Raw genomic sequence first — 21,896 nt, forward strand, 5'->3', positions numbered from 1 at the left:
GTTCAATCTCCTGCTGCAGTTTGTTGGCCAGTGCCCAATGCCTTGGTCCATGGGAAGCAATATAAGCCTCAGCTGTAGACGCAGGAAGACACAAAATATGGGTATATTATTCAGCATTTGTAAATGATCGGAGAAATACATGGATCGGCTGCGCGCTTTTGAAGTCTTCGTGACCGTGGTGAGCCGCAGCAGCTTCACGCGCGCAGCGGATGCGCTCGAGACGTCGCCCGCCAACGTGACCCGCTACGTGAATGAGCTGGAAGCGCATCTCGGCACACGCCTGCTGAATCGCACTTCACGCAGGCTTTCTCTCACCGAGGGCGGCGAGACCTTTTATGCCCGCTGCAAATCTATCCTCGACGACGTTGCCGAGACTGAGGGGCTTGTGTCATCTGCGTCGGTCGAACCGCGCGGCCGACTGCGCATCAATGCGCCTGTGAGCTTTGGGATTCTGCACCTGGCGCCGCTATGGCCCGAGTTCATGCGGAAATATCCGGAAGTGGAACTCGACGTTGCGCTGATTGACCGCGTCGTCGATATCGTCGATGAAGGCTACGACCTCGCCATTCGCATCTCTCGCGGCGGTTCAACTAGCCACGCAGCCCGCAAGCTGGCAACGTCGAGAAACATCCTGTGTGCGTCGCCAGCCTATCTGGCCCGCTGCGGATACCCCGCGGCGCCGGCGGACCTGGTTGAGCATCGATGCATCGGCTACTCGTACGCGGCCACCGGCGACGAGTGGCAACTGATCGACAGTGAGCGCAAGGCTCACACCGTGAAGGTCAACTGTCACATGCATACCAACAATGGCGATACGGCACGCGCGGCGGCGCTCGCTGGGCAAGGCGTGATCTGGCAACCCACATTTCTGGTCGGCGACGACCTACGCGCCGGCAAGCTCGTTCAGGTATTGCCTGAGTATCGCTTGCCTGACATCGACGTACTCGCGTTGTACCCGAGCCGTCGGCACCTGAGTGCCAAGATACGCACGATGATCGACTTCCTGGTGGATGCGTTCGGCGGACTGCCCCCATGGGATCGGGATGACGGAGGTTGAGCGGGTGTCGCGTCGGCTCCGAGCTGAAGGCGCTTCCAAACTGCGTCCAGCACATTCCAACAGCCCGGTTCGGGCCGCGAGTGATGTGCCCGCGTCTTCGGAAGCGCACCCTCCATATGACAGTGCCGGTCCGGCTCCGTCCACGATCCGCGACCGCCTGGAAAGGCCGAACGATGACGGGACAGCCTTGTTCGATACGTGACGGTCAGCTATCCGCTACATTGCTGACGTAGAACCCTGCATGTCCCAATGGCAGCTCAGGCCGAACCGCAGTCCATCCCTCACAAAGAGGACGCTGTCACGCGAAAATTTGGGGGACAGCTGAACAACTTGTTTGCCGTATGGGCAATCAGTTCGCCCTGGTGACGTGCGCCCTCGAGCTCGATCGCGCTCGGTTGGCGCTCACCTTTTCCGCCGGCGATGGTCGTGGCGCCATAGGGAGCACCGCCGACAATCTCGTCCAGCGTCATCTGCCCGTGGTGGCTGTATGGCAGGCCAACGATGACCATGCCGAAGTGCAGCAGGTTGGTAATGACCGAAAACAGCGTCGTTTCCTGCCCGCCGTGCTGGCTGGCGGTCGACGTGAAAGCACCGCCAACCTTGCCATTCAGCGCGCCGCTCATCCATAGACCGCCGGCCTGATCCAGAAACGCGGCCATCTGGGAGGAAATGCGCCCGAAACGGGTCGGCGTACCGACAACAATAGCGTCGTAGTCGGCGAGCTCGGCGACCGTCGCAACCGGAGCTTGCTGGTCGAGCTTGAAGTAGGCAGCCTTGGCCACTTCCTCCGGCGCCGTTTCCGGTACCCGCCTGACATCGACTGTGGCGCCCGTCGAGCGCGCACCTTCAGCCACGGCATCGGCCAGTGCTTCGACGTGACCATATGATGAGTAATACAGCACTAGAACTTTTGACATTTTGAACTCCTATGCGGCGTTGCCGCCCTGTGGAATAGCGTATATCCGACAGCGCGCACTTCGCGGCTGCGGGACACAAACATCATTTGTCTGCGTGTGTTCGTACGAGAATTCGCTTTCGGGAAACCTGCACGGTGCCTGCGCATCGGACAACCGGGGGATCACCATCGGGTTATGAAGGCATGGAATCAAGGAAGACGTAGAGCGCAGCAATCTTCTCATCGCGAACGATGATCACATCCACGCCCGTATAGTGGGGGGCCTCGTCCCGCGGGCCAGACCCCCACGCCAGGCGGCCAGCGTTGTGCAGAGCCTGAGGCTCACCGTGCGGCGAGTAGGCGAAATGCGGGTGTGTTGCGCGAAGTTCTCCAGAGAATGTGTCGAGAGCATCGTGCCCGACGAATACACCCGGAGGCGCGTAGAGCACGCAGTCCTCGGTATAGAGTTCCTCGATGGCCGCGCGACGACGTTTAGCGTCGCCCTCACCGAAGACTTCCTGAAGGTTGCGATAGAGCAATTCATTGATACGATCGGTCATGACTATTCTCCTTGCTGATTGACTACGAACTGGGCCAGATTACGTTGGGTGAATGATTAAAGATTGGGATGTCGCATCGGTCTACTGAGCGAGCGCTACGGTTCGTTCGATAGCGGTGACGACAGCGGGCCGCGTCGCGATTTCCTCATGCCAACTAGCGACGAACGGAAACTTGTCGAGGCTCGCGCCGATTGCCTGATGACGCCACACCCAACCGAAATGGGCGATGTCCGCAATGCTGTACTCGTCGCCTGCAGCGTACCGATGCCGCTCGAGAACGTGGTCGAGCACGCCCAGCGTTCGTTCAACCTCTGCTAGCGCGAGCGCTTTTGCCTCGGGTTGCGGCGACGATTGGATCGCGACCAGGAAGGCCTGCAGGAACGCCGGACTGAGGCCGGACGCGTGGAAGAAAAGTTGCTCAAAGACCTTGCCGCGCCGCGGGCCATCCTTCGGAAGAAGTCGTCCAGTCTTCTCTGCAAGGTGGACCAGAATCGCAGCGGACTCGCCCAATACCAGGTCGCCTTCTTCGGGAGCAGAACGATCGATGAGAACCGGTACTTTCCCATTGAGATTCATTGCCTTGAAGGCTGCGGTCTTCTGCTCGCCCTGGCGCAGATTGACGGGCACGAGCCGATAGTCGAGCCCCATCTCTTCCAGCGCGATGGGGACTTTGAGACTGTTGGGCGTGGCAAAAGCGTGAACTTCGAACATTGTGTTCATGAACATTTCCTTTGTGCGGGTTGGTCGCCTGGGTCGGCTCCTGGCGTACTGTTGGAATTGAGTGGCCGGTATCGAATCGCCCGGCCGCTTCAGGACCTCACGTCAAATCTGAGCTTGTCCACCATCGACGAAGATCTCCGTACCAGCGATGAAGCTCGAATCTGAGGAAGCGAGAAAGACAGCGACACCCGCGACTTCGTCGGGATCGCCGAGACGCCCGAGCGGGATGGTCGACGCCATGTAGTCGAGCATGCTCTGCTGCTGCGCGGTATCGGGGCCGGCCAGATCGACAAGGCCTGGTGTCTTGATCGGGCCCGGGCTGATGACGTTCACGCGGATGCCGCGAGACTTCAGGTCGAGCGTCCAGCTCCGGGCGAAATTGCGCACCGCGGCTTTCGAGGCGCTATAGACACTGAACGCCGGCGTGCCCTTGATGCTGACGTTCGACGCAGTGAGTATCACCGAGGCGCCATCGACGAGGAGCGGCAACGCCTTCTGCACCGTAAAGAGCACGCCCTTCACGTTGCGATCGAACGTATCGTCATACTGCTCTTCAGTGATCGCCCCCAAGGGCAACATCGATCCACCACCTGCATTGACGAACAGCACATCGATGCGGCCTGCTTCGGTCTTTACGCGCTCGTAGAGCCGGTTGAGGTCGTTAAGATTGGCGGAGTCGGCGTGCACACCGGTCGCCCTCGGCCCGATCGCCGCAACGGCGGCATCGAGGTCAGCCTGGCGACGGCCGGTCACAAAAACCCGCGCGCCCTCGCCCACAAAACGCCTGGCGGTGGCAAGCCCGATACCGGTTGTGCCGCCGGTGACGACGGCTATCTTTCCTTCGAGTTTGCGTACCATGATCTATCTCCATGCATAGCTATGCGATGAGACAAATCTATGGCAGCATGCTACTTTTCGAAATAGAAATGATTGAAAACCATCGTTGCAGGATTGTCGATGTCAAAGTTGCCTGACTTTGAAGGATTCGCGATGTTCGCGAAGGTCGCCGAAGAAGGTTCATTCGCTGCTGCGGCGGCGACAATGGGCGTCTCCGTTGCCACAGTTTCCCGGGCTGTCACCCGCCTCGAGGAGCGATTGGGGGGACGGCTTTTTAACCGCACTTCCCGACGACTTGCGCTCACGGACTACGGCCATATGCTCGCCGAGCGCGCAGCGAAAATCTACGCCGACGCCGAAGAAGCGGAGGATATCGCACGTGAGACGTCAAGCCGACCGCGTGGTCTGGTCAAGCTCGCTGCGCCACTGTCCTTCGGCGCGCGCTGGGTTGCCCCACTGCTGCCGGAGTTCTTCCGGACCTATCCGGATATTTCCGTGGAACTTCATCTCACGGACGCCCATGCTGATCTGATCGGTGATGGCTTTGACGCCGCCCTCCGTATCGCCATCATGGAAGATTCGTCACTCGCTGCACGTCTCATCGCACCCGTGCGCCGGTTTGTCGTGGCATCTCCAACCTATCTGTCTCGCTATGGTCGCCCGCAGCACCCCCATGATCTTGGCGCGCACCAGTGCCTTACCTACGCCAACAGGAGCAAGCGGGACGTTTGGCGTTTTATCCACAAAAGCGGTGAGGAATGCGCGATCACCCCGACCGGGGCGTTGCGGGCAACAAACGTGGAAGCGTTACTGCCCACGCTCCTCGCGGGACTTGCCATTACTGAGCTTCCCGAGTTCGTTGCGACGCAGTATTTCCCCGACAAACAGCTTGAACCGATTCTGACCGATTGGCGCTTGCCCGAAGGCGGGCTGTATTTCGTCACACCCACTGCTCGCGCACGGCCAGCAAAGGTTAGCGCGTTGGCCGACTTCTTCATCTCCAGACTCACCCCGGCGCAATGGAGCGCCGAGACGCTGATGGGCTGGAAGCCGCCTAGCCATCGCTAGCCGGTGATTGCAACTCTTTCCAAAGGCGCTGTCACGTTAAAGCGTTCACGACGCATTTGGGGGAGGACGTGCATTCGCTCAGAAAATGGACGGATCTTGGGTGATCTCAGTGAAGCGTCGCCAGTGAAGACCCGCTGTACCGAGAAACGCTCCGTGTTCGCGTTGTCCTGCGAAAAGCGTGCATATTTGAAAATCCGGAAAACGGAAGACGGTCCGGTAGTCGCTGACGGCACACGATTCTGTGCCTGATGGCCGACGACTTGTCGTACGCATTGACTCATCAGAATTGCAACTCGCGCTGACCTGTTGCCTCACGTAGTTTGCTACCCGCCGGATTGTCCGGCGGGAGCGACACGAGGTGACGAGGCAAATCAGCATGTCCGATTGCGCTTCCAAGATGGCTTTTCCCGCCTCCAGGCGGCCCGAACAGGAGAATCGTGGCACCTTTCTCAAGCCACGAATCGCCGGTGGCCAGCGCCATCACATGCGCCTTCGAGACCATAGGCACAACACCGAAGTCGAAGGTGGCGAGCGTCTTGGTCGGATCCAGATGTGACTCGGCACGATGACGCTCGATTCTTCGTTTGGCGCGCTCGGCGAGTTCATGTTCGAGCAACGCACCGAGTAACCGGGACGCCTGTTACCCGACTCAAGGGTCGGAGCTCCCGATGCGTTCGGCTACCGCTAGAGTCATACACGACGTCACAGCCGGATCGATTTGCGCTCAGCGCGACAGAGGATGCGGCGAGTGCGCGCACGCACGCGCACCCAGTGCTGCGGCCGCTTCATCTTCCGGCTCCACTGACAGATCCCGCTTGAAAGTCTCGGCGAGAAAAAACGCGCACACCAGGCTCAGCAACCCCGTCGCCGCGATATAGATCGAAATAGGAAGCGTCTGGCCATACGTGGCGAACAGATAGGTGGCGATCAATGGCGTCGGCCCGGACGTGATGATGCCGGCGATCTGATACGGCAGCGACGCACCCGTATAGCGCACCCGCGTACCGAACAGTTCTGCAAACCACGTCGATTGCACGCCGTACACCGACGCCTGGCTCAACGCGATACCGCAGACGTACGCCACGAAAATCAAGCTCGGATTGCGTGTCTCGAGCAACGGAAAGAACGCAAATCCGTAGATCGCCACGAACACCGCGCCGAGCATGAAGACGGTCCGGCGTCCGATCACGTCCGACAGTTTGCCGAACAGCGGCAGCGTGATCAGCGCGAAGCCGCAGCCGAGAATGATGGCGTTCAGCAGCAGTCCACGCGACAAGCCGAGCCGCGTCGTGCCATAGACCAGCACGAACACGTTGATCACGTTGAAGGTAATGTCGACCGCGAAGCGCGTGCCGATCGTCAGCACGAGGTCTTTCGGATGCCGGCGCAGCAATTCGATCAGCGGCGCCTTCACGACCTGCTTGCTCGCCTTGATCTGTTCGAATACTGGTGACTCCATGACGCGCAGGCGGATGAACAGGCCAACCGCGATCAGCGCGACGCTCAGCAGGAACGGCAGTCGCCATCCCCAGGAATAGAACGCGTCCGACGGCAGACTCGACGCGGCTTTGAACACCGCGGTCGAGAGCATCAGCCCGAGCGGCACGCCCAATTGCGGGAACGCGCCGAAGAAGCCACGCTTGCTGGCCGGCGCCGTTTCGACCACCATCAGCACCGCGCCGCCCCATTCGCCGCCGACGCCAAGCCCTTGCAGGAAGCGCATCGCCACCAGCAGGATCGGTGCCCAGACGCCGATCGAGGCGTAAGTCGGCAGCAGGCCGATCACGAAGGTGCCGACGCCCATGATCGTCAGCGTCGCGACGAGCGTCGCCTTACGTCCGATGCGATCGCCAAAGTGCCCGAAAAACACGGCGCCGAAAGGTCGTGCGAAATAGCCGACCGCAAAACTGCCGAACGCCGCGATGGTGCCGACCACCGGATCGAACGAGGGGAAGAACAGCTTGGCGAAGACCAGCGCCGAAGCGGTGGCATAGAGAAAAAAGTCGTACCACTCGATGGCGGTCCCGACTACCGAAGCGACCAGCACACGGTTGACGGCCGAACGGCTGATAACCGGCGCGTTGCCGGATGAAACGGGCGATGTATTCATGTCTCCCCCCTTCTCTGGGAATCTATGTTTTGAATTGCTGCGTGTCGGCGGCGCGGGTCCGCCGGCACGTTACGATAAATTCACTGTGCTCACCAGTGCAGTTCCATCGGGAACTGGTCGAGCATTTCGACGCCGCCCGAGGTCAACCGCACGATACGTTCCGTGCGCAAACCGCCGACGTCCGGCACCGTGATCGTCGCCTTCAGGGTAAAGACCATGTTTTCCTGCAGCACGGTCTTGTTGCCCGGCCCGATCCACGGCGCTTCTTCCTCCGGGTCCATGCCGGTGCCGTGACCGGTGCCATGGCCGCGCGCTTCGCTCGAGTATTGCTCGTAGTTCGATTTCACCAGCGCCTGCTGGATCACCGCGTTCAGTTCCATGGCCGCCATGCCGGGACGCGCGGCGGCCAGCCCCGCTTCGACCGCGCGCGCCGCTGCCGCGACGATCGCCATCTTCTCGGGATTCGCCGGACCGTAGGTGAAACCGCGTCCGCCATCGGCCACGTACCCACGATAACGCGCACCGATGTCGGTCATGATCAGGTCGCCCGGTTGCAGGATGCGGTCGGTGGGGCGCGCCAGGTTATACGCCGAGCGCCGACCGGATTGCACCATCGAATCGAACGCGGTCCGGTCTGCTCCTCCCGCGAGCATCGCGCGGTCGGCGATTAGGGCGAGTTCACGCTCGGTGTAGGGACGGCTGTCGGCGAGCGCGTCGCGAATCGCGGCCATCGCCGAATCGGTCAAGGCGGCGGCTTTGCGCATCAGCGCCACTTCGGCGTCGCTCTTGATCGCCTTGATTTCGGCCAGCACCATCGTCGGTTCTAGCTTCAGTTCGCCGAGACCGGCGTTCAGGCGCTTCAACAGATCCGCGGGGATATAGGCGGCGCCGGCGAGGCCGACCGTGCCGCTGCGGTGCCGTGCCGAAAATGCCTGCACCTGTTGCGTGACCTCACGCAGGCTGCGCACCTCGAAGGCGGTCACGCTCGTCGCGTAATCGAAGCATTGATCCGACACGAACAGCACGGGGTCGCCGTCCACGGGCAGCAGCAGGATCGCGTTGGCAATGTCCGATACGCCGTCGAGCGGACGGAATTCGGTAAAGTAGCCGATGTTCGCGCCACGCCAGCAATCGCCGAAGGCGAGCAGGCCGACCAGGCCCGCCTTATCGAGTGCGCTGCGGACCTTGGCGACGCGGCCGAGGAACTCGTCGGTAGTGATGCCTTCCGGCGGGATGTCTGCGGTACGGGTGTTCATTGCTTCTTCGTCTCCTGTGCGGCTGCATGCGCGGATGCTGGATGCAGCCGGTCTCGATGCCCATGATGGGAATCCGCCCCGCCTTGGAATGCAGGACGTCTTCTGCATAGTAGAATCTATCGATATGCTTTTATAATGAAAAATAACTCAAAATCTATATCGATACGGAATATATGGAGACGACGTCATGACCGCGGCCATTCATCCGGACAACGGCGCGGGGGCCATCGCGACGGGCCGCTTCGACCCCACGCGTCTGAAGACACGCCAATTGGCCCTGATCGTTCAGCTCGACACCCATCGCTCGGTATTGCGCGCGGCGGACGCCGCGCACATGACGCAGCCCGGGGCGACCAAGTTGCTGCGGGAACTGGAAGAGACGATGGGTGTGCAATTATTCGAACGGCATCCGCGCGGTGTCGAGCCCACCTGGTACGGCGAGGTTCTGATCCGCCATGCACGCAGCGTGCTGGCGGAGTTGCAGCACGCGTACGACGAAGTGTCCGCGCTCAAAGCCGGCCTGACCGGGCAGGCGATGATCGGCACCGAGGTCACGGCGGCCACCAACCTCGTGCCGCAAGCGGTGGCGCTGCTCAAGAAGCGCTTTCCGCAGATTCGCGTCAACATCGAGATGGAGTTCAGCGAGGTGCTGGTGCAGCGTCTGCAGGAAGGCAAGCTGGATATGATCGTCGCGCGAATCCGCAATCCGGACGATCTGGCGGAACTGCACTACGCCCCGCTCGCAGAAGCACAGCACGCGCCGTTCGCACGCGTTGGCCATCCGCTCGTCAAGCGCAAGACGCTGAGTTGGAACGAACTGGCGACGCAAACGTGGATCTTGCCGCCGAAAGGCAACGTGATGCGCAATCAGTTCACGCAACTTTTTCTCGAACGGCAGCTCGCGTTGCCGACGGATGTGGTCGAGAGCTCATCGCTGCCTGTCATCACGAGTCTGCTGCAGATGAGCGATATGATCGCGCCGCTTGCGCGCGAGCCGGTGCGGCCGTATTGCATTGCTGGCGAGCTCGGACCGCTACCGTTCGAACTCGATCTGAAGCTCGGGCCGGCGGGCATCGTCACACGGCGCGGCGAAAGGCTCTCGCCGGGCGCGCGGGCAATGCTGCAAGCGCTGCGCGAGGTCGCCGGATTCGACACCCAAGGCGCCGACGCCGACAGCGACTGACTTACCGCAACGGGACTCAGCGCGCGCCGTCCACCGCGACGCTTGCGCCGGGTTGTAGTAACCATTCATGAGCCGGCTCGTTGTGTACGTGCCAGGTGCGACGCGGACCGGCCATCACATTCAGGTAGCAGAGGTCGTAGCCGTGAGCGGCGGCAACCGGGTGATAGCCGCGCGGCACCAGCACGACATGCTTGTCGTACGCCGCGAGCGTTTCGTCGAGACTGCGGTCGTCGGTATAGACGCGCTGAATCGCGAAGCCCTGCGGCGGCGAGACGCGGTGGTAATAGGTTTCCTCGAGATAGGTCTGCTGCTCGCCATCGTCGGTATCGTGCCGATGCGGCGGGTAGCTCGACCAGTTGCCCGCGGGCGTCACCGATTCCACCACCAGCAAGCTCTCCGCCGGCTCGGTTTCCGGCAGGATGTGGCGTACGTGACGCAGATTGGCGCCGGCGCCGCGGGTTTCCTGCTTGACCTCGTCAGGTGCAATGAAGCGCGGCGGCAGCCCGCCCTTCGCGGGCGCGGAGCAGATGCCGAGTTCGACGTCGTCCGTGGCCACGATCGTGTAGCGCGTATGCGGCGGCACGTACATGGACCACGGCGCGCCATCGAACGGCGACATCCGAGCGCCGATCGCGCGGCTCGCGAGCCCTTCGCAACCGACTGTTGCGTGCCCCTTGACGAGCACGATCACGACTTCGCGATCGCCCGTCTCCTGTGTGACCGTGGCGCCGAGCTTCAGGTCGAAAACATCGAAGCCGACTTATTTCCAGCCGGCGCTCGCCGGCGTGATATGGATGATCTGGCCGTCTTCGGAATGTTTTGACGGTTTGACGAGCAGGTCGCTCATGTCTTCCTCCAGTTATTTAGGGCTGCTACCCGGTAGAACGCTGCGGTCGCTGCGGCTACGTGCATGGCCGTGAAGCGGTACAAGCGTCCATGGCTTTGACGGCGCCTTGTGCGCGAATCGCCGCCAGATGGCGTGCGACTTGCGCGACGAAGGGCGGCTGCGCGCGCAGATCGCATCCGAAAATCGACTCGATTTCGAATAGTGTTTGTACCGCATTGATGGCATCCGCGTGCACGGTCGAGCGGACCGCCTCGGTCAGTGTGTCGGCGAGCGGATCCGCGATGGCATAGGTGCGGCCTGTCTCGTCCTGACCGCTGAGGTACGCGATCCAGCCGGCCAGTGCAAAGGCGAGACGTTCGGTCGGCGCGCCGCTTTTCAGGTTGGCTCGCACGCTTTCCAGCCAGCGCTGCGGCAGTTTCTGCGAGCCGTCGGTCGCGATCTGTTGCAAGCGGTGATCGAGCGCGGTGTTGCGAAAACGCGTGAACAGTTCAGCGCGATAGGTGGCCAAAGCGGGTCGCGATAGCATCGGCTCCACCTCGTCGCGCAACATGCTTTCGACAAAGTTCAGCACGGCCGGCGCGCCGATCGCCTGATCACGGTGTCATAGCCAATCAGCGACCCGAGGTACGCGAGCGCCGAATGCGCGCCGTTCAACATCCGCAATTTGGCCTGCTCATAGGGACGCGCGTCACCCACGAGCGTCGCGCCTGCGCGCTCCCACGCAGGCCGCGGTCCCGCGAAGCGGTCCTCGATCACCCATTGCGAAAACGGCTCGGTCATCACCGGCCCAGCATCGTCGGCACCGAGCTGCTTCGCGACGCGCGTGCGATCGGCGTCGGTGGTGAGCGGCACGATCCGATCCACCATCGTGTTGGGAAACGCGCCCTCTCGCTCGATCCAGTCGGCCAGCACAGGATCCGCTTCGCGCGCGAACGCCAGCGTCAACGCGCGCATCGTTTCGCCGTTGGACGGCAGGTTGTCGCACGACAGCACGGTAAACGGGCCCAAACCGGCCGCGCGGCGCAGCGCCAGCGCGCGCACGACGAAGCCGATCGCGCTACGCGGCGCGGCGGCCTCGCGCAGATCGTGGGCAATGTCGGGATGATCGAACTGCAATGCGCCGCTGGCCGGATTGCGACAATAGCCTTTCTCGGTGATCGTCAAGCTGACGATATGGCAGCGCGGATCGGTCATCGCATCGAGCACGGCGGCTGGCGACTGCGGCGCGACCAGCGAAGTGATCAGCGCACCGACCACCTGGAACGAATCCGCGGTGCCGTCGCGCACATCCACGGCATACAGATGATCCTGCGGAGTGAGCGCCTCCGACGTGTCCGCACGCCGCAACGACACGCCGACGATGCCCCAGCGGTGATCGCCAGCGCGCAGCATGTGCTCGGTGTACACGGCCTGGTGCGCGCGATGAAACGCCCCGAGGCCCAGATGGACGATGCCCGGTGCAAGGCTCGCGCGATCGTAGGTGGGAACGACGACTTTGACAGCGGCGCGCGCCGCGAGCGAAGCCAGGGCGGCATTACTCAGCCGCATGACAGGCCGGATGTTTGGCGAGGCCTTCCCAGATGCCGTTCAGGTAGACCGCACCCAGCGCGCGGTCGAACAGCCCATAGCCGGCGCGGCCCGTTTCGCCCCAGATCATTCGCCCATGGTCCGGCCTTGCATAGCCTTCAAAGCCGGTTTCGAAATAGGCTTTGACGATTTCCGCCATGTCGAGCGAGCCGTCGGGCGAGCGATGCGAGGTCTCATGAAAATCGCCCGCGGCATTGGTTTGCACGTTACGCAGGTGCGCAAAATGAATCCGGCCACGCGCGCCGAACTCGCGCACCAGTGCCGGAATATCGTTCTGCTGGTCCGCGCCCAGCGACCCCGAACACAGCGTCAGGCCGTTGGCAGGATCGTCGACGATAGCCAGCACGCGCTGCAGGTCCGCGCGATTCTTCACGATGCGCGGCAGCCCGAAAATCGGCCGCGGCGGATCGTCGGGGTGGATCGCCATCTTGATGCCGGCTTCTTTGGCCACCGGAATGATCGCACGCAGGAAGTAGTCGAGATTGGCCCAGAGGCCGGCTTCGTCGAGCGCTTCGTAGTCGCGCAGCAGGGCTTTCAACTGCTCGGGCCGATAGCTCGCGTCCCAGCCGGGCAGCTGGATACCCTGGCTGACGTCGAGCTCGCGGATCGCTTGCGTGTCGAACGCTAGCGTCGTCGATCCATCGGGCAGGTGCATTTCCAGCGAGGTGCGGGTCCAGTCGAAAACCGGCATGAAGTTGTAGCAGACCACCTTCACGCCGCAGGCGCCGAGGTTACGCAGCGTCTGGCCGTAGTTGGCGATGAGCGTGTCGCGCGTCGGTTTGCCGAGCTTGATGTCCTCGTGCACCGGCACGCTTTCGATCACTTCCAGTGTCAGCCCGTGAGCCGCTATCTTCTCCTTCAGCGACAGGATCCTGTCGATCGGCCACACCTCGCCCACAGGCACGTCATAGATCGCCGAGACGACCCCGGCCATGCCGGGGATCTGGCGGATATAAGCCAGCGGCACGGGGTCCGTGTCGCCATACCAGCGAAAGGTCATTTTCACGATCGAGTCTCCTCCTCGCACGTTCGCCTCGCCTTCGACGACGCAGGCAGCGCATCAATGAATGGTCGGTTCGGCCCTTCCGCATCGGCCCAGCGCGGCGAGGCGGCGTCTGGACTCCGTGCGCCTGTCGGGTTCACGCATGGGGCACAGCCGGGAGTCTGCATACTAGCGGCGATCGACATGCCTTTATAATGAAAAATAACGCTATATCTATACGATTATGGAATATATGGATCTGCAAGATTGCCGCCCGTCTGTTGTCAGAAACAGCTTGTTCACCATCTCGCCGGTTTCGGGATCGATCCAGTGCACCTGCATTACATTTTTTGCGATGTCAACATGCTGGCAAGCGATTCCAACGAAATTGAGCCTGGCGCAGTTCGAGCAGTTTGTATTGCAGGATGTGGTTGAAGATCTTGTGCAACGACGGCGTGGGCGGCGGCCCGCGTCGACCACGACTCAGGTGTGGCAAGGCTGTACATGAGGGATGAACAAAGCGATTAGGCTCTGCAGGGGATAAACGCGTACCTTGCCCCCGAAGGACGCATTTTCCGAGGAACGCGGACTTCATATGGCGCGCGAAGCGATTTTCGGCAATATGTTCGCAAACCTGCTCGCAATAGAGGTCGCCCCCCCGGCGGGTGTTCCGAGTTCAAGGACCGTGACCGAGGTTTGACACTTGCCTTAGTCCCAAAATGGGACTAAGATACATCGATGCGAATCATTGCGAAAAAAGTCCTCCTGGCATTCTGCGACAAGCATCCGATCGCGCGGCAGTCGATGCTGGCATGGCATGAGGAAGCGGTAAAGGCCGTCTGGATGACGCCGCAGGACATAAAGGCCAGATATGCGACCGCGAGCTTTGTTGGCCGAAACCGTGTGGTATTCAACATCAAGGGAAACGACTACAGGCTGATTGTTGCGGTCGCGTATCGCATCGGGGTCGTCTACATCAAGTTCGTCGGAACGCATGGTGAGTACGACAGGATTGATGCTGAAACCGTAGAAGTGGAGTGACCAAGATGGAAATCCGTCCAATTCACAACGAACACGATTACAAAGAAGCCTTGCAGACAGTATCTGGTCTGGTCGACGCCGACCCGGCTCCCGGCACTCCGGAAGGAGACCGTTTGGAGGTGTTGGCCACCTTGGTGGAGCGTTATGAAGCTGAGCACTTTCCGCTCGATCTTCCCGATCCCATTGAGGCCATTAAGTTCCGCATGGAGCAGGCCGGACTGTCTGCCAGCGACATGCAGCCGTATCTTGGCAACCTGAACAGAGTCTACGAAGTGCTCAATCGGAAACGCGGGCTAAGCCTTGCCATGATTCGCCGTCTGAATCGCGAGTTGAAGATTCCAGCTGAAGTACTCATCGCCTAGGAAAAGCCTTTGCGATCATCAGTTAAGTTTCGCCGCCCAGTAGCAGGACTTGGGTATCGCGAAAGAGGACAAGCATGGCATTCAAGATCAAGGCCGCCGATCGGAAGCGCATCGATGCAGCGTTCGGCGAACTGACGGCACAGCGGAGCACGTTGGAAGAGTCTGTGCGTGTGTTCAATGAGGCGGTTGCCGCGGCACGTGCGAAGCTGCAACCAGACGTGGACGCATATAACGAAAAGGTCAATGCGGCGCGGGGCATGATCGATGACGTGCATCGCGCCCTTGAAGACGAATTCGATGATAGGTCGGCGAACTGGCGGAACGGAGACAAGGGAATCGCGACGAAGGAATGGATCGATTCGATCAACGCGTTGGCCGAGGAACTAACTGAGGCAGCGCTCGACGTCTTCCCCGAATCGCTCGAATTTGAGGATGTGGTCGGCGATGACCCCGCCGAGGACTACAACGAACTGGACAAGGAAGCGCCAGGCGCAGAGTAATCAGCTGTGGCCCGAAATACCGAGGAAAAGCCATATGAAACTCATCCCTATTGCGCTATCCCTGATCCTCACTGGCTGCGGCCAAGCATCGCATGATGCTTCGCCCACGGCATCAGGCCACTACCAACTGGCTGTGGATGGCGGCGTTTGAAGGCGGAGATCCGGTCGATATCCAAGCGGCACTTGGCGACGTTGCCAAGGCACGTGGTATGACGGCACTCGCGCGCGAGTCGGGCATCGCGCGTGAAGCGTTGTACCGCGCGCTCTCCAACAAGGGAAATGTCGAGTTCGCGACGATCATGAAGGTGATCGGGGCGATGGGCCTGCACCTCACTCTGGCAAGGCCCGAAGCAGTGCCGAAGGCGGCCGCCAAAGCCAAAGCCGCGACGAAGGCCGTAGTGGCAAAGAAAGCACGGCCAGCCGCAAAGCGAGCGGGCAGCGCGAGCTCGAAGAGCCGTACCCGAGCCAGCAGCGCAGCACACGCCTGACGCCCAATCCGTCCACCCAGCTCACGATCCGCCGAACCGGCCGCGCGGGCTTTTCTTGCGACAGATAAACGGCGTAGAACCTATGTTCCTCGCCCCCCACAAGTGCCAAAGCCTCGACGTTATAGAGGGTCCCGCCGCTGCAGCAAACGCTTGAGGACTTCTGACCGGTCTATGTTGCAGAAGGAGAATCCAGTTCATGCAAGCCTCGTTGCAGGACGTGGCCATGCTCAGCGTACGAGCCGTCTATCCCTCCGTGTGGTTGCTCCTGCAATCGCAGGAGCAACGCCTTCAGCTCATAGACGTAGGCAAGCGCCCGAGGTTGAACGGATACAATAGCCGGAACCAGGGCACCATACTCTCCGTACTGGTCGGAGATTATCGCTGCGACAACCTTTCTTGCGAACACGACCGGCTCGATGTCTGCATTGACGCTCAGGTTCACCATATCGCAGTAGGCCCGATCGAAGACTTGACTGATCTCCCATCCCTCTTCGGCCGTGCGTTCAAATATCGTTCTGGCCAAACCATCCGATTCACTTCACGACCTGAGTCAACCCGAACACTGCTCCTGTAACCACGAGCCAGATCGGATTGAAGCGCGACCGGTAAGCCACCACCGCTGTGACGATCGTCAGCAAAATACGTCCTGCGTTCACATCGGTTTGCCGCGCAAACACATACGCCGCGCATACAAGCAGGCCGACCGTGACCGGCGCCAAACCGCGCCGGATTGCCGTGATGAGCGCCGAATGGTTGCGCCGCTCGATCCAGTCGCTGACAAAATAGGCGACTAACGCGGAGGGAATGATCTTGGCGAAGGTCGTGACCAGCGCGCCGGCGAGACCCGCCGCCTGGAAGCCGATCAGTGCAACAGCCATACCGTTCGGTCCAGGCGACGCCTGAGTGATCGAAAAGAACGTGACGAACTGTTGATCGGTCACCCAGTGCCGCGTATCGACCGCATAGCGCTGGATATCGGCCAGCGTCGCATTCATCCCGCCGACGGCGAGCAGCGACCACAGCGCGCTATGCAGCGACAGATCTCCGAGCGTCACCCACATGGTGCTCACTCCTCTCGACGCGTTGCGCGGCCAGTCAGCATGGCGCGCAGCATCAGCCATGTGCCGAACGGACCCAGCACGGCGAGCACGAGCAGCAACGGCAACTTCAGCACACCGATTGCGATGAATGTTGCCAGCACCAGCGTCGCATTTCGCCAGTCACGCGGCAGGCTCGCAATCAGCTTCGCCACGGTGGCGACCACGAGACCGGTCGCGACCGGCATCAGGCCCGCGAGCAGATGCGCGGTGACGGGCGCGTCGCCCCAGCGGGCGTATGCGTAGCCAAGGCTGAACGTGAAGACGGTCGGCGCAAGATACAGTCCGCCTACTGCCGCTGTCGCGCCGAGCGCGCCGTGGTACTGACGCCCGAGTATCGTCGCGATGTTCGACACGTTCGGTCCGGGTAGCAGTTGCGCTAGCGGCAGCAACTCGGTGAACTCACGATCGGTGAGCCAGAGGCGCCTTTCAACCAGCATGCGTCTCGCCCATGGCAACACGCCGTCAAAGCCGGTCAGGCCAATCATGAAGAAGGCACCGAACAGATGGCTGAGCGTTGGCCGCGGCCGTGTGAGTGCCGCGCCATGCGGGTTGTCGTGCGCTTCGGCAAGCGGGCTGCCGACAGGGTCAAGCATCGGTACTGTCATCTGCGAATCCGCTCGATCGTTGGCTATGCGCCGGATAATAGCGACAGCGCAAATCGGGAACGCAACCGCTCGGCCGTCCCCGTCCGCGTGACCGGATCTTCAGATCCTGGCCGTTTCGTAAGTCGCCGGATGGAAGATTTCCTCAACGGACAACAGGCGCTTCGACAACCCTTGCGAATGGTGATGGCGCAGGAACGTCTCGAGCGTGTTGCGGTTAGCCGGTACACCGTACGGCCAGTGATCGTTGCCGAGCAATTCGCGTGCTGCCTTCAACTGCTCTTCGACGAACGGCAACGTCACTTTCGTGGCCGACGTATCGGACAGCTTGTCGAGCGCAATCTGTTTCGATTGCCCGAACGCTTTCAGCACGGCCGCAGGCAGCCACGGATGCGCTTCGGCCAGGGTCTTGCGAATGCCGACCACGTGCATGATCGGGAACACCTGCGTGCGGCGATAGTAGTCCTTCGCGGCCTCGGTCGGATCAGGGAAAAGCCAGCCGACGTTCGGGTTCTTGCCCGCGCATGACGGCGGGCGCGGTGCCATGAACGCGTCGATGTCGCCGCGATCGAGCATCGCCGAAATCGTGTCGTCCTCGGGCGCGGCCTCGAGACGGACGTCGGGCGGCAACCGCAGCTTGATCTTCTCCGGCCGGCCCGGCTCGTCGATGCCACCGCGCACCCATGTGACGTCTTCCGGCTTCACGCCGAAATCATCTTCGAGGATCGCGCGCGCCCACACGTTCGCGGTGAGTTGATATTCGGGCAGGCCGATCCGTTTGCCCTTCAGGTCTTCCGGACGTTTGATGCGATCGGTGCGCACATAGATCGACGTATGACGGAACGCGCGCGACAGAAACACGGGCACCGCGATATACGGGCAGGTGCTTTCCGAGAACTTCACGGTATAGCTGGAGAACGACAGTTCGCTGATGTCGAACTCTTCGTTACGAAACGCACGAAAGAACATTTCTTCAGGCGAGAGCGTCATGAAGACAGGGTCGACGCCGTCCATCTGGACCTGACCGGAGATAAGCGGTCGGGTGCGGTCGTAGTCGCCGGTGGCAATGGAGAGATTGAGTTTTCCGTTCATGATGGGCTGGCTGACGAGTAAAGAAGCGAATAAAGAAGCGGGGTAAAGAAAGGAGATAAAAAATGGCTAACAGAATGCAGCTCGGCGCAGCACAGCTCGGCCACTGCGGCCGGAGCTTGAACGCGCCGCCCGGTTCAACGCACGAGATTGCGATGAACCTTGCGCCGCAGGAATTCGAAGTTGACGGCGAACTGCTCAGGGCGCGTCACGGTCTCGTGCAGCCGCTTGATGTCTTCGTCCGAAAAGCCGTCGCCCACGCCGCCCGCTGCTTGCGTCAGCAACTGGATCTGGCAAGCGTTTTCGAGCAGCAACGCGAGCACGACCGATTCCTCGATCGACCGGCCAGTGACCGCGACACCGTGATTGCGCATCAGCACCGCCTTGCATGGCCCGAGCGCACGCGCGACACCGGAGCCCATGTCCTGGGTGCGGATCAGATTCATCGTGTCGGTGTAGTAAGGCACGCCGTCGGCGAAATGGCAGCTCGATACCACGCCCGGTACGCACGATCTGGGCGGCGTGGCGGCAGAACACGCGAAATCCGGCTCGACAGCCAGTTGACTTACTCCACGGTCGTTTAGTCAGGTGAAGCATGTCTCTCGCGAGTTCGCTGCGGCGTATCGAGCATCAAACAGGGCGGCTCGATCACGTTGACGAGCGGTGTGCTCGCGCATCACCCGATCGCGGGCAGCGCAGCGGTGAGCATCGTCAATGCCGGCGTGGAAGCGTTCGCCCACGCGGCGGCGCTCGAACTGAAAGACAGGCTGCGCGTGAATGTCGTGAGTCCGGGCTGGGTGGCCGAAACGCTTGAGGCAATGGGGCGCAATCCGAACGACGGCGTGCGCGCGTCGGTCGTCGCGCATGCGTTTCGCAAGTGCGTGGAAGAAGACATCACCGGGCAGGTCGTGTCGGCAACTCATTGACGCGCACCATGACAGATTGCCTCTTTGCGGCGCCCGATCTCATCGCGGATGCCCAAGCCCGATTCGACGCGCTGACGAATTACGAGACGACGGTCCGGTCGACACCGTCCGGAGGCGTTCCAGTCGAAGTCCGCTATTGCTACCGCAAGCCGGGATTCATCCGGATGGACTTCATCCGCCCGCATGCAGGCGCCGTCCTCGCCTACAATCCGGAGACGGACAAGGCGACGCTCTGGCCATTCGGCTTTCATACGTTCCCGCGGCTTGCGCTCGCACCCGACAATCCATTGATTCAAGGCCCGAACGCTCACCGTATCGATCGCTCCGATATCGGCGCCCTGCTGGGGCATGTCCGTGAACTTCAGCGCCATGGCGAGACGCAAATCGCGGGCCACGAGGCGGTTGGCTCGCGCCACGCCGTACATCTGGTCATCTCGGGCGCGCCGGAGCACGACGCGGCCGGCGATGGCTGCTATCAGCTGTGGCTCGACGTGATGACCGGTCTGCCGATCAAGGTGATCAGCGCAGACGGGCGCGGCGAACTGATCGAAACGGTGCTGATGGAAGACCTTCGCGTCGATTTGCCTGAAATCGAGCCGTTTCTATAACCCTTCCGCATGCTGCCCGCGTCACGCACCACCGTTCGCGAGCGGCGGCTTCCTGCCGGTCAGCCTTCCTGAGGCTTCTCGTCAAGGTTGCTCGCGAACCCGGCCTTCTTGTGCGAACCGTCGCAGAACGGTTTGTTGTTTGAGTGACCGCATCGGCATAGCCAGACTTCATCCTTGCTCACCTCGATAGGCTTACCGCCCTGAGTGGTGATCCTGAATTCACCCTGGATGCGGTATGGGCCGTCATTGATCGGCGTGACGATAGCAGTTGGCATTTGCGTCTCCCATGGCGTTGAACCGGACGCCGCGCAGCATTTTTGCAAACGGGTTGGTGCTGTCGTAGAGCATGGTGGTTCGTTAGAGGTCAGTTGTGTGAGGTTGACGATGAGATCAGCATGATTATCGGCTGACGTCTGGACGAACTTTAACTCGTGGAGAAGGCGAGGCTGAAATCCGCGAGGCGTGGCTACGGCCGTGGAGAATCGTCGCGCTGTGGCGATCACCGCCCGGTCAGCATCCGGAGGATTTTCTGTACGATACGCTCATGCTGCTCCAGCGCCTCATCGAGCGTACCTGCTCTATAGCTCTTGTTGTCTCGCGCTCGCATTCCGGCGATGCGCGTCACGAACAACGGGGCCTCCCCGGTACTCGTTTCGGACACACCGCAGAAGCGGGTCGTGACCGCCACGCCGGATTCTTCCAGCAACGTGCGACGAAAGATCAGTTCGTTCTCAGACATCCAGCGCGACCACTCGCTGCGGTCGAACACCTCGATGGGCCTGCTCTTCTCATCGAGGACGTAAAATCGCTCCCACCTGGGCGGGACAGAGCGGGATTTCATATTTCAATGGGAAGGTGCGAGCAGGAAGCCGATCGCCCCCTGCCACCAGGTATCGACGATGTGCCCAATCCAGTCGTTATGTTCAGCCGCCTTCACGACCATCAGTTGTTTCGGATCGGCCAGCGCGTGGTAGAGCGCCTCGCCGAAGCGCGCGGGGACGATGCTGTCGCTTTGTTCGAGATCATCGACCCATTGCCGGATTCGATCCTCATCCCTGGACGACATGACCTTCTTTGCCGATTTGCATTCGTTATCGAGCTCATCCACCCACTTCATCAAGTCCTTTGGAATCGTCGCGACGGCATGGCAGGTCTGTGATGCCTCGCTGACGGTTTGCTGCAGATGAGTAAAGCGCTTTTGCATTTCACTGGCTTGCAACATGATGCCCCCTCCTGAACATCAGTTCCAGATGAATTCGGGCAGCAGTTGACAGCGTGTTGCCCGTGCCATGGCCCTTCGCCTGCTTCAATCGGCTGCCAACGACGTTGCATTGCGTCAAAGCGGCGCCCGGGCACGCAAAGACCGTTTTCTAGTGTAGGCCATAATCGTTCGCCTGCTCCGATGTGTCCCCGAGGCCCGGGCGTTGGGCTATCAACGATCAGTTCCCTGCGTCCGTGGCTTCGGTCAGCGATGCGCCCCACCACTGTGAAACGCGCAGCGGAATCCCGCGCGAAAGCTGCAAACTGTGAATCAAGGGTTTATCTGCGAGTAGCCACACGCAGCGACGCTGACCGCCAGCGGTGAACCACGGGAGATGTGCGCAGCCTTGCCGGGCCACGAAGCCTGGACTACCTTCTGCTCGGCAACAGGTTTCGCGGATGTGACGCGCCGAAGCGGTCACTCGCCATGATGGTTACCGGAAAAGTGCAAATGACCGAAAAGGCCGACGATGACCGGCCGACGAGTGCTCCATGTCCGGTCAAAAACCCTGAGCCGTCGTTCGAGCTCGCCCCATCGCAACGGCTGCTTCCAAGGTGCAACCGCCATTCACGCCGCCGAGCTGCCCGGCGAGTACTCGGCCGAAGCGGCCGTTCGCATACCGATATCTTTTTGCCACGAACGTCGGCTTTGGAGACAAATCGGGCGGCCCTGTCGATCGCCAAAACGTCACCGTCGCATGCAGCGTGTCGCCAATACCCGTCTTCGATCCAACAGAGGTGTCCTTCGCTCCAGTTGAAAGCGAACGCTCGTTGGAGCGTCTTGCTGGCTAGGGCCAGCTTCCGCCGGGGACTGCTTT

The 21,896-nt window shown here is 61.2% G+C and carries 26 protein-coding genes and 2 pseudogenes; 9 read left to right on the forward strand and 19 right to left on the reverse strand.

The annotated features are described in order from the left end of the window. Positions 1–139 precede the first annotated feature (139 nt). On the forward strand, positions 140–1,057 hold the full coding sequence (locus SB772_RS09380; protein ID WP_410832969.1) for a LysR family transcriptional regulator: 918 nt from the start codon (positions 140–142) through the stop codon (positions 1,055–1,057). A gap of 281 nt (positions 1,058–1,338) precedes the next feature. On the opposite strand, the gene wrbA is transcribed toward SB772_RS09380, so the two are convergent. The 4 genes from wrbA to SB772_RS09400 all read right to left on the reverse strand — a co-directional run bounded on the left by wrbA (position 1,339) and on the right by SB772_RS09400 (position 4,090). Then, positions 1,339–1,974 carry an NAD(P)H:quinone oxidoreductase gene (wrbA, locus tag SB772_RS09385; protein WP_410832970.1) on the reverse strand — a complete coding sequence of 212 codons (636 nt, stop codon included), beginning with the start codon at positions 1,972–1,974 and terminating at the stop codon, positions 1,339–1,341. A gap of 172 nt (positions 1,975–2,146) precedes the next feature. Continuing rightward, a complete protein-coding gene (locus tag SB772_RS09390) occupies positions 2,147–2,512 on the reverse strand; it encodes a nuclear transport factor 2 family protein (RefSeq protein WP_410832971.1) in 366 nt (121 codons plus the stop codon). Between the two features lie 81 nt (positions 2,513–2,593). After that, positions 2,594–3,232 (reverse strand): glutathione S-transferase family protein, encoded by a 639-nt coding sequence (locus SB772_RS09395; RefSeq protein WP_410832972.1) that lies wholly within the window; start codon positions 3,230–3,232, stop codon positions 2,594–2,596. Positions 3,233–3,334: 102 nt separating this feature from the next. Continuing rightward, positions 3,335–4,090, reverse strand: coding sequence for an SDR family oxidoreductase (locus SB772_RS09400; protein ID WP_410832973.1), 756 nt, complete (start codon positions 4,088–4,090; stop codon positions 3,335–3,337). 99 nt (positions 4,091–4,189) lie between these two features. Here SB772_RS09400 and SB772_RS09405 point away from each other — a divergent pair, with 99 nt between their 5' ends. Continuing rightward, positions 4,190–5,137 (forward strand): LysR family transcriptional regulator, encoded by a 948-nt coding sequence (locus SB772_RS09405; protein ID WP_410833007.1) that lies wholly within the window; start codon positions 4,190–4,192, stop codon positions 5,135–5,137. A 373-nt stretch (positions 5,138–5,510) separates the two neighbouring features. Here the strand turns inward: SB772_RS09405 and SB772_RS09410 are convergent. From SB772_RS09410 to SB772_RS09420, 3 genes and pseudogenes are all read right to left on the reverse strand, one after another. After that, a pseudogene (locus SB772_RS09410) lies at positions 5,511–5,777 on the reverse strand (ATP-binding protein); the annotation flags it as partial. Between the two features lie 84 nt (positions 5,778–5,861). Continuing rightward, positions 5,862–7,247 carry an MFS transporter gene (locus tag SB772_RS09415; RefSeq protein WP_410832974.1) on the reverse strand — a complete coding sequence of 462 codons (1,386 nt, stop codon included), beginning with the start codon at positions 7,245–7,247 and terminating at the stop codon, positions 5,862–5,864. Positions 7,248–7,336: 89 nt separating this feature from the next. Further along, positions 7,337–8,503, reverse strand: coding sequence for a M24 family metallopeptidase (locus SB772_RS09420; RefSeq protein ID WP_410832975.1), 1,167 nt, complete (start codon positions 8,501–8,503; stop codon positions 7,337–7,339). A gap of 187 nt (positions 8,504–8,690) precedes the next feature. Here SB772_RS09420 and SB772_RS09425 point away from each other — a divergent pair, with 187 nt between their 5' ends. Then, positions 8,691–9,686: a LysR substrate-binding domain-containing protein gene (locus SB772_RS09425; RefSeq protein WP_410832976.1), complete on the forward strand. Its 996-nt coding sequence runs from the start codon at positions 8,691–8,693 to the stop codon at positions 9,684–9,686. A 16-nt stretch (positions 9,687–9,702) separates the two neighbouring features. Here the strand turns inward: SB772_RS09425 and iolB are convergent. The 4 genes and pseudogenes from iolB to uxuA all read right to left on the reverse strand — a co-directional run bounded on the left by iolB (position 9,703) and on the right by uxuA (position 13,120). Then, a pseudogene (gene iolB, locus SB772_RS09430) lies at positions 9,703–10,533 on the reverse strand (5-deoxy-glucuronate isomerase). A 55-nt stretch (positions 10,534–10,588) separates the two neighbouring features. Further along, on the reverse strand, positions 10,589–11,104 hold the full coding sequence (locus SB772_RS09435; protein ID WP_410832977.1) for a hypothetical protein: 516 nt from the start codon (positions 11,102–11,104) through the stop codon (positions 10,589–10,591). Beyond that, the gene (locus SB772_RS09440) at positions 11,098–12,081 is read right to left on the reverse strand and encodes a mannitol dehydrogenase family protein (protein ID WP_410832978.1); all 984 of its coding nucleotides are present in this window, start codon (positions 12,079–12,081) and stop codon (positions 11,098–11,100) included. Before SB772_RS09440 ends, SB772_RS09435 begins: the two co-directional genes overlap by 7 nt. Beyond that, entirely contained in the window at positions 12,068–13,120 is a 1,053-nt protein-coding gene (uxuA, locus tag SB772_RS09445) for a mannonate dehydratase (RefSeq protein ID WP_410833008.1), read from the reverse strand. The genes SB772_RS09440 and uxuA overlap by 14 nt, the downstream gene beginning before the upstream one ends. Before the next feature lie 720 nt (positions 13,121–13,840). On the opposite strand from uxuA, the gene SB772_RS09450 reads away from it, so the two are divergent. From SB772_RS09450 to SB772_RS09465, 4 genes are all read left to right on the forward strand, one after another. Next, entirely contained in the window at positions 13,841–14,143 is a 303-nt protein-coding gene (locus tag SB772_RS09450) for a type II toxin-antitoxin system HigB family toxin (protein ID WP_410832979.1), read from the forward strand. A gap of 5 nt (positions 14,144–14,148) precedes the next feature. After that, on the forward strand, positions 14,149–14,505 hold the full coding sequence (locus SB772_RS09455) for a type II toxin-antitoxin system HigA family antitoxin (RefSeq protein WP_168788769.1): 357 nt from the start codon (positions 14,149–14,151) through the stop codon (positions 14,503–14,505). A gap of 74 nt (positions 14,506–14,579) precedes the next feature. Next, positions 14,580–15,005 (forward strand): hypothetical protein, encoded by a 426-nt coding sequence (locus SB772_RS09460; protein ID WP_410832980.1) that lies wholly within the window; start codon positions 14,580–14,582, stop codon positions 15,003–15,005. Positions 15,006–15,097: 92 nt separating this feature from the next. Then, positions 15,098–15,493, forward strand: a complete 396-nt coding sequence (locus SB772_RS09465; protein ID WP_410832981.1) for an addiction module antidote protein — start codon at positions 15,098–15,100, stop codon at positions 15,491–15,493. Positions 15,494–15,662: 169 nt separating this feature from the next. Here the strand turns inward: SB772_RS09465 and SB772_RS09470 are convergent, their stop codons facing one another. The 5 genes from SB772_RS09470 to SB772_RS09490 form a co-directional block, all read right to left on the reverse strand. Next, positions 15,663–16,016, reverse strand: a complete 354-nt coding sequence (locus SB772_RS09470; RefSeq protein ID WP_410832982.1) for a DUF6880 family protein — start codon at positions 16,014–16,016, stop codon at positions 15,663–15,665. A 10-nt stretch (positions 16,017–16,026) separates the two neighbouring features. Further along, positions 16,027–16,554: a chromate transporter gene (locus SB772_RS09475; protein WP_410832983.1), complete on the reverse strand. Its 528-nt coding sequence runs from the start codon at positions 16,552–16,554 to the stop codon at positions 16,027–16,029. 5 nt (positions 16,555–16,559) lie between these two features. Continuing rightward, on the reverse strand, positions 16,560–17,198 hold the full coding sequence (locus tag SB772_RS09480; RefSeq protein WP_410832984.1) for a chromate transporter: 639 nt from the start codon (positions 17,196–17,198) through the stop codon (positions 16,560–16,562). Between the two features lie 99 nt (positions 17,199–17,297). Further along, complete coding sequence (locus SB772_RS09485; protein ID WP_410832985.1) at positions 17,298–18,287, reverse strand: ABC transporter substrate-binding protein; 990 nt, start codon at positions 18,285–18,287, stop codon at positions 17,298–17,300. Positions 18,288–18,421: 134 nt separating this feature from the next. Then, on the reverse strand, positions 18,422–18,781 hold the full coding sequence (locus tag SB772_RS09490; protein WP_410832986.1) for a class II aldolase/adducin family protein: 360 nt from the start codon (positions 18,779–18,781) through the stop codon (positions 18,422–18,424). Between the two features lie 132 nt (positions 18,782–18,913). Between SB772_RS09490 and SB772_RS09495 the strand changes: the two genes are divergently transcribed. Both SB772_RS09495 and SB772_RS09500 read left to right on the forward strand, forming a co-directional pair. Then, the gene (locus tag SB772_RS09495) at positions 18,914–19,210 is read left to right on the forward strand and encodes an SDR family oxidoreductase (protein ID WP_410833009.1); all 297 of its coding nucleotides are present in this window, start codon (positions 18,914–18,916) and stop codon (positions 19,208–19,210) included. Positions 19,211–19,218: 8 nt separating this feature from the next. Further along, the gene (locus SB772_RS09500; protein ID WP_410832987.1) at positions 19,219–19,818 is read left to right on the forward strand and encodes a DUF1571 domain-containing protein; all 600 of its coding nucleotides are present in this window, start codon (positions 19,219–19,221) and stop codon (positions 19,816–19,818) included. A gap of 59 nt (positions 19,819–19,877) precedes the next feature. Here the strand turns inward: SB772_RS09500 and SB772_RS09505 are convergent, their stop codons facing one another. The 3 genes from SB772_RS09505 to SB772_RS09515 all read right to left on the reverse strand — a co-directional run bounded on the left by SB772_RS09505 (position 19,878) and on the right by SB772_RS09515 (position 21,040). Beyond that, on the reverse strand, positions 19,878–20,093 hold the full coding sequence (locus tag SB772_RS09505; protein WP_172176735.1) for a CDGSH iron-sulfur domain-containing protein: 216 nt from the start codon (positions 20,091–20,093) through the stop codon (positions 19,878–19,880). A gap of 224 nt (positions 20,094–20,317) precedes the next feature. Next, complete coding sequence (locus SB772_RS09510; RefSeq protein ID WP_410832988.1) at positions 20,318–20,659, reverse strand: hypothetical protein; 342 nt, start codon at positions 20,657–20,659, stop codon at positions 20,318–20,320. Between the two features lie 3 nt (positions 20,660–20,662). After that, positions 20,663–21,040, reverse strand: coding sequence for a hypothetical protein (locus tag SB772_RS09515; protein ID WP_410832989.1), 378 nt, complete (start codon positions 21,038–21,040; stop codon positions 20,663–20,665). Between the last annotated feature and the right edge of the window lie 856 nt (positions 21,041–21,896).

Source organism: Paraburkholderia sp. SIMBA_030 (assembly GCF_046535245.1).
Taxonomy (GTDB): Bacteria; Pseudomonadota; Gammaproteobacteria; order Burkholderiales; family Burkholderiaceae; genus Paraburkholderia.

What these genes read in the sequence shown, in the direction of transcription:
- SB772_RS09380 (WP_410832969.1), top strand. Translation starts at nt 140, where the DNA reads ATGGATCGGCTGCGCGCTTTTGAAGTCTTCGTGACCGTGGTGAGCCGC.
- wrbA (WP_410832970.1), bottom strand. Translation starts at nt 1,974, where the DNA reads ATGTCAAAAGTTCTAGTGCTGTATTACTCATCATATGGTCACGTCGAA.
- SB772_RS09390 (WP_410832971.1), bottom strand. Translation starts at nt 2,512, where the DNA reads ATGACCGATCGTATCAATGAATTGCTCTATCGCAACCTTCAGGAAGTC.
- SB772_RS09395 (WP_410832972.1), bottom strand. Translation starts at nt 3,232, where the DNA reads ATGAACACAATGTTCGAAGTTCACGCTTTTGCCACGCCCAACAGTCTC.
- SB772_RS09400 (WP_410832973.1), bottom strand. Translation starts at nt 4,090, where the DNA reads ATGGTACGCAAACTCGAAGGAAAGATAGCCGTCGTCACCGGCGGCACA.
- SB772_RS09405 (WP_410833007.1), top strand. Translation starts at nt 4,190, where the DNA reads ATGTCAAAGTTGCCTGACTTTGAAGGATTCGCGATGTTCGCGAAGGTC.
- SB772_RS09415 (WP_410832974.1), bottom strand. Translation starts at nt 7,247, where the DNA reads ATGAATACATCGCCCGTTTCATCCGGCAACGCGCCGGTTATCAGCCGT.
- SB772_RS09420 (WP_410832975.1), bottom strand. Translation starts at nt 8,503, where the DNA reads ATGAACACCCGTACCGCAGACATCCCGCCGGAAGGCATCACTACCGAC.
- SB772_RS09425 (WP_410832976.1), top strand. Translation starts at nt 8,691, where the DNA reads ATGACCGCGGCCATTCATCCGGACAACGGCGCGGGGGCCATCGCGACG.
- SB772_RS09440 (WP_410832978.1), bottom strand. Translation starts at nt 12,081, where the DNA reads ATGCGGCTGAGTAATGCCGCCCTGGCTTCGCTCGCGGCGCGCGCCGCT.
- uxuA (WP_410833008.1), bottom strand. Translation starts at nt 13,120, where the DNA reads ATGACCTTTCGCTGGTATGGCGACACGGACCCCGTGCCGCTGGCTTAT.
- SB772_RS09450 (WP_410832979.1), top strand. Translation starts at nt 13,841, where the DNA reads ATGCGAATCATTGCGAAAAAAGTCCTCCTGGCATTCTGCGACAAGCAT.
- SB772_RS09455 (WP_168788769.1), top strand. Translation starts at nt 14,149, where the DNA reads ATGGAAATCCGTCCAATTCACAACGAACACGATTACAAAGAAGCCTTG.
- SB772_RS09460 (WP_410832980.1), top strand. Translation starts at nt 14,580, where the DNA reads ATGGCATTCAAGATCAAGGCCGCCGATCGGAAGCGCATCGATGCAGCG.
- SB772_RS09465 (WP_410832981.1), top strand. Translation starts at nt 15,098, where the DNA reads ATGATGCTTCGCCCACGGCATCAGGCCACTACCAACTGGCTGTGGATG.
- SB772_RS09475 (WP_410832983.1), bottom strand. Translation starts at nt 16,554, where the DNA reads ATGTGGGTGACGCTCGGAGATCTGTCGCTGCATAGCGCGCTGTGGTCG.
- SB772_RS09480 (WP_410832984.1), bottom strand. Translation starts at nt 17,198, where the DNA reads ATGACAGTACCGATGCTTGACCCTGTCGGCAGCCCGCTTGCCGAAGCG.
- SB772_RS09485 (WP_410832985.1), bottom strand. Translation starts at nt 18,287, where the DNA reads ATGAACGGAAAACTCAATCTCTCCATTGCCACCGGCGACTACGACCGC.
- SB772_RS09500 (WP_410832987.1), top strand. Translation starts at nt 19,219, where the DNA reads ATGACAGATTGCCTCTTTGCGGCGCCCGATCTCATCGCGGATGCCCAA.
- SB772_RS09505 (WP_172176735.1), bottom strand. Translation starts at nt 20,093, where the DNA reads ATGCCAACTGCTATCGTCACGCCGATCAATGACGGCCCATACCGCATC.
- SB772_RS09510 (WP_410832988.1), bottom strand. Translation starts at nt 20,659, where the DNA reads ATGAAATCCCGCTCTGTCCCGCCCAGGTGGGAGCGATTTTACGTCCTC.
- SB772_RS09515 (WP_410832989.1), bottom strand. Translation starts at nt 21,040, where the DNA reads ATGTTGCAAGCCAGTGAAATGCAAAAGCGCTTTACTCATCTGCAGCAA.